The following is a 6,056-nucleotide window of genomic DNA, read 5'->3' on the forward strand; positions in this document are numbered from 1 at the left end:
ACGGGCGTCGGCCGCGTCGGCGGCCGGGGGGCCTCGGTCAGGGAGAGGATGCGGGTGACCATCGTCGTGATCTGTGCCTTGTCTGCCCGGCCGGAGCCGGAGACGGCCGCCTTGACCTCGGTGGGCGTGTGCAGGGTGACCGGCAGCCCGCGGCGGGCCCCGGCGAGGTGGACCAGCCCGCTCACCTGTGCCGTCGTCATGACGGTCGGCACGTGGTCGGCGGCGTAGACGCGCTCGAGCGCGATCGCGTCGGGCTGGAAGCGGTCGAGCCAGGCGTCGAGCTCGTCCTGGACGTAGGCCAGTCGGTCACCGGTGGAGCGGTCCGCCGAGGTGCGCACGACACCGACTGCCACCATGCGCAGGGCACGGGCCTCCCCTTCGACGACGCCGAGACCGCACCGGGTCAGCCCGGGGTCCACGCCGAGCACTCGCACCTGCGGCCTCCCGGATCGACTCGAACACCTGTTCTGGTCGAGACTACGTGTCGGCGGCGCACCGGGCGCCGCCGACACGCCGGGCTCAGGACTCGTCGGCCTCGAGCTGGGCGAGGACCTCGTCGGAGATGTCGCCGTTGGTGAAGACGTCCTGGACGTCGTCGCTGTCCTCGAGGGCCTCGACGACGCGGATCATCTTCTTGGCGCCCTCCTTGTCGAGGGGCACCTGCATGCTCGGCAGGAAGGAGGCCTCGGCCGAGTCGTAGTCGACCCCGGCCTCCTGGAGCGCCGTGCGGACGGCGACGAAGTCGGTCGCCTCGGACACGATCTGCCACGAGTCGCCGAAGTCGTTGATCTCCTCGGCGCCGGCCTCGAGCACGATCTCGAGCAGGTCGTCCTCGCTCTTCTCCGCCTTGGGCACCATGACGACGCCCTTGCGGTTGAAGAGGTAGGCCACCGAGTTGGGGTCGGCGAGGTTGCCGCCGTTGCGCGACAGGGCCGTGCGCACCTCGGTGGCGGCGCGGTTCTTGTTGTCGGTCAGGCACTCGATGAGGATGGCGACACCGCCGGGGGCGTAGCCCTCGTAGGTGATGTTCTCCCAGTCGGCGCCACCGGCCTCGGCGCCCGAGCCGCGCTTGACGGCGCGGTCGATGTTGTCGTTGGGGACCGAGCTCTTCTTCGCCTTCTGGATCGCGTCGTAGAGCGTGGGGTTGCCGGTGGGGTCGCCGCCACCGGTGCGCGCCGCGACCTCGATGTTCTTGATCAACTTGGCGAAGAGCTTGCCGCGCTTGGCGTCGATCGCCGCCTTCTTGTGCTTCGTGGTTGCCCACTTGGAGTGGCCGGACACGTTGTCTCCTCGTTGTGGCTGGCAGGTGGTCCGAGGGTCGATCCTACGCGGCGCGCCGCACCATCTCGACGAAGAGCGCGTGGACGCGGTGGTCCCCGGTCACCTCGGGGTGGAAGCTCGTGGCGAGCAGGTGGCCCTGCCGCACGACGACCGGACGGGTCTCCCCCTTCGCCTCCACGCCGGCGAGCACCTCGACGCCGTCGCCGGCCTGCTCCACCCAGGGAGCCCGGATGAAGACGGCGCGGACCGGCCCGCCGGCGATGTCGGCCACCTCGAGATCGGTCTCGTAGGAGTCGACCTGGCGACCGAAGGCGTTGCGCCGCACCGTGATGTCGAGCCCGCCGAGCGTCTGCTGCTGCGGGTGCCCGTCGAGCAGGCGGTCGGCGAGCAGGATCATCCCGGCGCAGCTGCCGTAGACCGGCAGACCGTCGGCGATCCGGGAGCGAAGGGGGTCACGCAGGTCGAAGGTGCGGGTCAGCTTGTCGATCGTCGTCGACTCTCCGCCGGGCAGGACGATGCCGTCGACGCGCGTGACCTCCTCGGGTCGACGGACGGCGATCGTCCTCGCCCCGGACGCCTCGAGGGCGGCCCGGTGTTCCCTGACATCGCCCTGGACGGCGAGGACCCCGATGAGTGGGTCGGTGCTCTGCATGGCGGCAATCTAACCCCGCCGCAGGGTTGTCCGAGGTCGGGTATAGGTTCCTCCTGCCCGCGGGGAGCGGGTGTCATCCGGGCCCGGTCGGGGAAGCGACCGCGCCCCAGCATCGGGGAGATCTCCATGTCAGCTGTACGTCCACGCCACCTGCTCGTCCTGCTCGTGGTCATGGCCCTCGCGATGACCACTCTGCTGCCGACCGCCGCGGCCGCCCCGCCGGCGCCTTCAGCCCCGCCCGAGGGCTACATGGTCGGCGGGTGCCGCATCGAGTTCGGCACCACCTGCACACCCCGCGTCGTGGCCTCGCGGGACAAGCCCTGCGTCGGGGTCCGCTCGGTACGGCGCAGTGCCCTCGGCGACGTCGAGGTCTCCCTGACGCCCGAGGCCTCGCAGACCGCGATCAGGCTCATGACCCAGCCCGGCTCGGCCCTGGCCGACCGCGGGATCTTCACCGGGGTCACCGGGGGCCGCGACACCCTCACCGTCCGGATGTACGACGACCGGATCTCCGGCCGCGTCGACCTGCGCCGCTTCGCGGACCGCGCCCGGGTCGCGGGCACCCACCTGTGGGTCGGCTGGACGAAGAAGGCGCCGTCGGCAAGCCCTCGACCCGGGCTTCACGCGTTGGGCGCCACCGTGACCTGACCGCGACGACGGCCCAGACCGTCCCCGGCGGGTGCGTCGTCCGGGTGGCCTCGACCGGCCCGTGGATCCACGCCAACGGCACGCACCGGTGCATCGGGGCGACCTCGGTGCGGATCAGCACCACCGGCAAGATCGTGCTCACCTTCGCGCCCGAGCAGCGCGGCGCCTTCGTCAACGTCCAGGCCGACCCCGACGAGACGCTGACCGCCCGTGGGCTCTCGACCGGTCTGTCGGTCTCGCAGGCGGAGATGATCATCTCCGTCTACGACTCGCGGCTCAACCGGCGCCTCGACCTGCGCCGCGCCCCCGAGCTCAAGCGGGTGGCCGGGACCTATGCCAACCTCTGGCTCGCCTGGACCAAGACGAGCGCGCGGCCCGGCAGCCCCAACGCGAGCTCGACGCCCTCCAGCAACACCTATGGCCCCTACATCGACGGGTCGACGGTCGACGGACATCCTGCAGAGCGGGTGCACCGTCCAGTTCAGCAGCAGCACCTCGCTCGTCCAGCTGCAGGGCAACGTCGTCCGGTCGTGCACCGAGGTCAGTGGCACCACGGTCAACGACGTCGGTGAGGTCGAGGTCTACGGCGTCAAGGGAGCGCCGATCGTCGCGACGACGAGCGTGTCGAGTCGCACCCTCGCCGACTACGGCGTGCGCGCGGGCGCGAGCGGCGGCAACGACAAGACGCGCTACCGCCTCTACAGCTGGCGGCTGAACCGGCCGCTCGACCTGCGGTCGAGCGCCGATCGCAAGCGCCTGCAGATCAACGGCACCGCACTGCTCGTCGGGTGGAGCCGCTACGTGGGCCCCGACCGCTGACCCCGGCTGACCGGGCCCCGACCGCTGACCCCGGCTGACCGGCCCCCGGCCAGCCGGGGCCCGGTCACCAGCCGCGCTCGGCGAACTGGATCGAGCGCGCGGGCTCGTCGACGTTGATGCCGACCATCGCCTCGCCGAGGCCACGGGAGACCTTGGCGATCATGTCGGGGTCGTCGTGGAAGGTCGTCGCCTTGACGATCGCCTCGGCCCGCTGGGCGGGGTTGCCGGACTTGAAGATGCCGGAGCCGACGAAGACCCCTTCGGCGCCGAGCTGCATCATCATCGCGGCATCGGCGGGGGTGGCGATGCCACCGGCGGTGAAGAGGACGACCGGGAGCTTGCCGGCGGTCGCGACCTCCTTGACGAGCTCGAAGGGGGCCTGCAGCTCCTTGGCGGCGACGTAGAGCTCGTCCTCGGGCAGGCCCTGGAGACGACGGATCTCCTGGCGGATCTGGCGCATGTGGGTCGTCGCGTTGGACACGTCACCGGTGCCGGCCTCCCCCTTCGACCGGATCATCGCGGCACCTTCGGTGATGCGACGCAGCGCCTCGCCGAGGTTGGTCGCGCCGCAGACGAAGGGGACGGTGAAGGCCCACTTGTCGATGTGGTTGGCGTAGTCGGCCGGGGTGAGCACCTCGGACTCGTCGATGTAGTCGACACCCAGCGACTGCAGGACCTGCGCCTCGACGAAGTGGCCGATGCGGGCCTTGGCCATGACGGGGATGGAGACCGCGCTGACGATGCCGTCGATCATGTCGGGGTCGCTCATCCGCGAGACGCCACCCTGGGCGCGGATGTCGGCGGGGACGCGCTCGAGGGCCATGACGGCGACGGCTCCGGCGTCCTCGGCGATCTTCGCCTGCTCGGGGGTGACGACGTCCATGATGACGCCGCCCTTGAGCATCTCGGCCATGCCTCGCTTGACGCGCGCGGTCCCGGTCTGGGTCTGGGTCTCGGTGCTCATGTCGTGCTCCTCGTCGGGTCGCAGGTTGCGACGTCGTTTGATCTAGGCCAAAAACTAGCACGGCACAGGACAATGCCGATCCGCCGTCCACGGACGGGGACGACGCCACCTAGACTCGGCTGTCGTGAGCACCCAGACGCCGCAGATCTCCGGCGGCACCGCGGCCGAGATCGCCGAGAGCGTGCGCGGCCTCGTCGAGCGCGGGCAGCTCGCCCCCGGCGAGGCGCTGCCCCCGGTCCGGGCGCTGGCCGAACAGCTCGGCGTCAACCGCAACACCGCCGTCGCGGCCTATCGCGACCTCGCTCGCTCCGGTGTCGTCATCTCCCAGGGACGGGCGGGGACCCGCGTGGCCCGACGCAGCCGGGTGCCCCAGGAGGGTTTCGCCGGTGCGGGTGCCCTGCGTGACGTCGCACCGGCAACCCGGACCCGAGCCTCATCCCAGACCTCGGCCCGGCGCTGGCGGCCGCTGCCGGACGCCACGTGCTCTACGGCGAGCCGACGATCGACGCCGACCTGCGCTCCTGGGCACGGGAGTGGATGGCGCCCGACGTGCCCGTGGGGGCCGACGACCTGCGCCTGACCCTGACCAGCGGCGCCGTCGACGCGGTCGAGCGGCTGCTCGCCCAGGCGCTCCTGCGCGACGACACCGTCGCCCTCGAGGACCCGTGCTTCCTCGCGAGCATCCACCTGGCCCAGCTCGGCGGCTATCGGGCGGTCCCGGTCCCCGTCGACGACGAGGGGATGACCGTGGCGGGGCTGCGGCACGCGCTCGAGCAGGGCGCGCGGGCGGTCGTGTGCACCCCGCGGGCGCAGAACCCGACGGGGGCGTCGCTCACCGCCGAGCGAGCGCGGCGCTGCGCGAGGTCCTCGCCGACCACCCCTACGTCCTCGTCGTGCAGGACGACTACTACTCCTACCTGTCCCGGCAGCCCTTCCACTCGATCGTGGGCCCCGAGCACCAGCGCTGGGCCCTCGTGCGGTCGGTGTCGAAGTTCGCCGGGCCCGACATGTGCCTCGCCGTGACCGCGTGCGACCCGGAGACCGCAGCCCGGCTCGAGCTGCGCCTGAGCCCCGGCACGACGTGGGTGAGTCACCTGCTGCAGCGGATCACCCACGCGGTGATGACCGACGAGGCGGCGCTGGCGCTCATCGAGCGGGCCGGTGCGCACTACGCCGAGCGCAACGCGAGCTTCGCCGGGCTGCTCACCGACCGGGGTCTGCCCACCGTCGCGGGCGACGGGATGAGCCTGTGGGTCCCTCTGCCGGTTCCCGCCCGCGAGGTCACCGAGCGACTGACCCGGCGCGGCTGGCTCGTGCGCACGGGCGACGGGTTCCGCCTCGAGGAGGGCGACGAGCCATCACAGCACCTGCGGCTCACGGTGCACGACCTCACCGACGCGGAGGCCGCCGCGCTCGCCGGCGACCTGTTGGCTGCCGTCGACGAGTGCTCCTGACCTCCCTTCGCCCCTGTGGCCGGGCCGAAGGGAGGCTCGGCTCACGCCCCCGGGAGGGCGTCGTCGAACTCGACGGTCTGGGGCAGGGCGGCGTAGCCGGCGAGGCGGAAGAGTCGCACGACGCGCTTGGCCCGCACCCGCTGGACCTCCTTGACCGCGTCGTTGTGGAAGCGCCTGGCCAGCTGCACCGCAGCCCGGCCTCGCGCACGCGCTCCAGCGCGGCGGCGCCCCGACCCCG

At 72.0% G+C, this 6,056-nt stretch carries 6 protein-coding genes and 3 pseudogenes; 4 read left to right on the forward strand and 5 right to left on the reverse strand.

What is annotated here, in order from left to right:
- The 3 genes and pseudogenes from AC2W7J_RS14630 to pdxT all read right to left on the reverse strand — a co-directional run.
- A pseudogene (locus tag AC2W7J_RS14630) lies at positions 1-434 on the reverse strand (crossover junction endodeoxyribonuclease RuvC); the annotation flags it as partial.
- 85 nt (positions 435-519) lie between these two features.
- Positions 520-1,281 (reverse strand): YebC/PmpR family DNA-binding transcriptional regulator, encoded by a 762-nt coding sequence (locus tag AC2W7J_RS14635; protein WP_255186204.1) that lies wholly within the window; start codon positions 1,279-1,281, stop codon positions 520-522.
- A 43-nt stretch (positions 1,282-1,324) separates the two neighbouring features.
- The gene (gene pdxT, locus AC2W7J_RS14640) at positions 1,325-1,933 is read right to left on the reverse strand and encodes a pyridoxal 5'-phosphate synthase glutaminase subunit PdxT (protein ID WP_427802539.1); all 609 of its coding nucleotides are present in this window, start codon (positions 1,931-1,933) and stop codon (positions 1,325-1,327) included.
- 126 nt (positions 1,934-2,059) lie between these two features.
- Between pdxT and AC2W7J_RS14645 the strand changes: the two genes are divergently transcribed.
- The 3 genes from AC2W7J_RS14645 to AC2W7J_RS14655 are packed head-to-tail and all read left to right on the forward strand — an operon-like array spanning position 2,060 to position 3,400.
- Positions 2,060-2,581 carry a hypothetical protein gene (locus tag AC2W7J_RS14645; protein WP_485983278.1) on the forward strand — a complete coding sequence of 174 codons (522 nt, stop codon included), beginning with the start codon at positions 2,060-2,062 and terminating at the stop codon, positions 2,579-2,581.
- A gap of 44 nt (positions 2,582-2,625) precedes the next feature.
- Positions 2,626-3,153, forward strand: coding sequence for a hypothetical protein (locus AC2W7J_RS14650; RefSeq protein ID WP_485983280.1), 528 nt, complete (start codon positions 2,626-2,628; stop codon positions 3,151-3,153).
- A 49-nt stretch (positions 3,154-3,202) separates the two neighbouring features.
- On the forward strand, positions 3,203-3,400 hold the full coding sequence (locus AC2W7J_RS14655; RefSeq protein WP_485983282.1) for a hypothetical protein: 198 nt from the start codon (positions 3,203-3,205) through the stop codon (positions 3,398-3,400).
- 64 nt (positions 3,401-3,464) lie between these two features.
- Here the strand turns inward: AC2W7J_RS14655 and pdxS are convergent, their stop codons facing one another.
- Complete coding sequence (gene pdxS, locus AC2W7J_RS14660) at positions 3,465-4,364, reverse strand: pyridoxal 5'-phosphate synthase lyase subunit PdxS (RefSeq protein ID WP_427802536.1); 900 nt, start codon at positions 4,362-4,364, stop codon at positions 3,465-3,467.
- Positions 4,365-4,488: 124 nt separating this feature from the next.
- On the opposite strand from pdxS, the pseudogene AC2W7J_RS14665 reads away from it, so the two are divergent.
- Positions 4,489-5,818 (forward strand): annotated as a pseudogene (locus AC2W7J_RS14665) (aminotransferase class I/II-fold pyridoxal phosphate-dependent enzyme).
- 41 nt (positions 5,819-5,859) lie between these two features.
- Here AC2W7J_RS14665 and AC2W7J_RS14670 read toward each other — a convergent pair.
- Positions 5,860-6,056 (reverse strand): annotated as a pseudogene (locus AC2W7J_RS14670) (hypothetical protein); the annotation flags it as partial.

This window comes from Janibacter sp. CFPM2_SD2 (assembly GCF_057364645.1).

Coding starts and splice junctions, on each gene's coding strand:
- pdxS (WP_427802536.1), bottom strand. CDS start 4,364: ATGAGCACCGAGACCCAGACCCAGACCGGGACCGCGCGCGTCAAGCGA.
- AC2W7J_RS14645 (WP_485983278.1), top strand. CDS start 2,060: ATGTCAGCTGTACGTCCACGCCACCTGCTCGTCCTGCTCGTGGTCATG.
- pdxT (WP_427802539.1), bottom strand. CDS start 1,933: ATGCAGAGCACCGACCCACTCATCGGGGTCCTCGCCGTCCAGGGCGAT.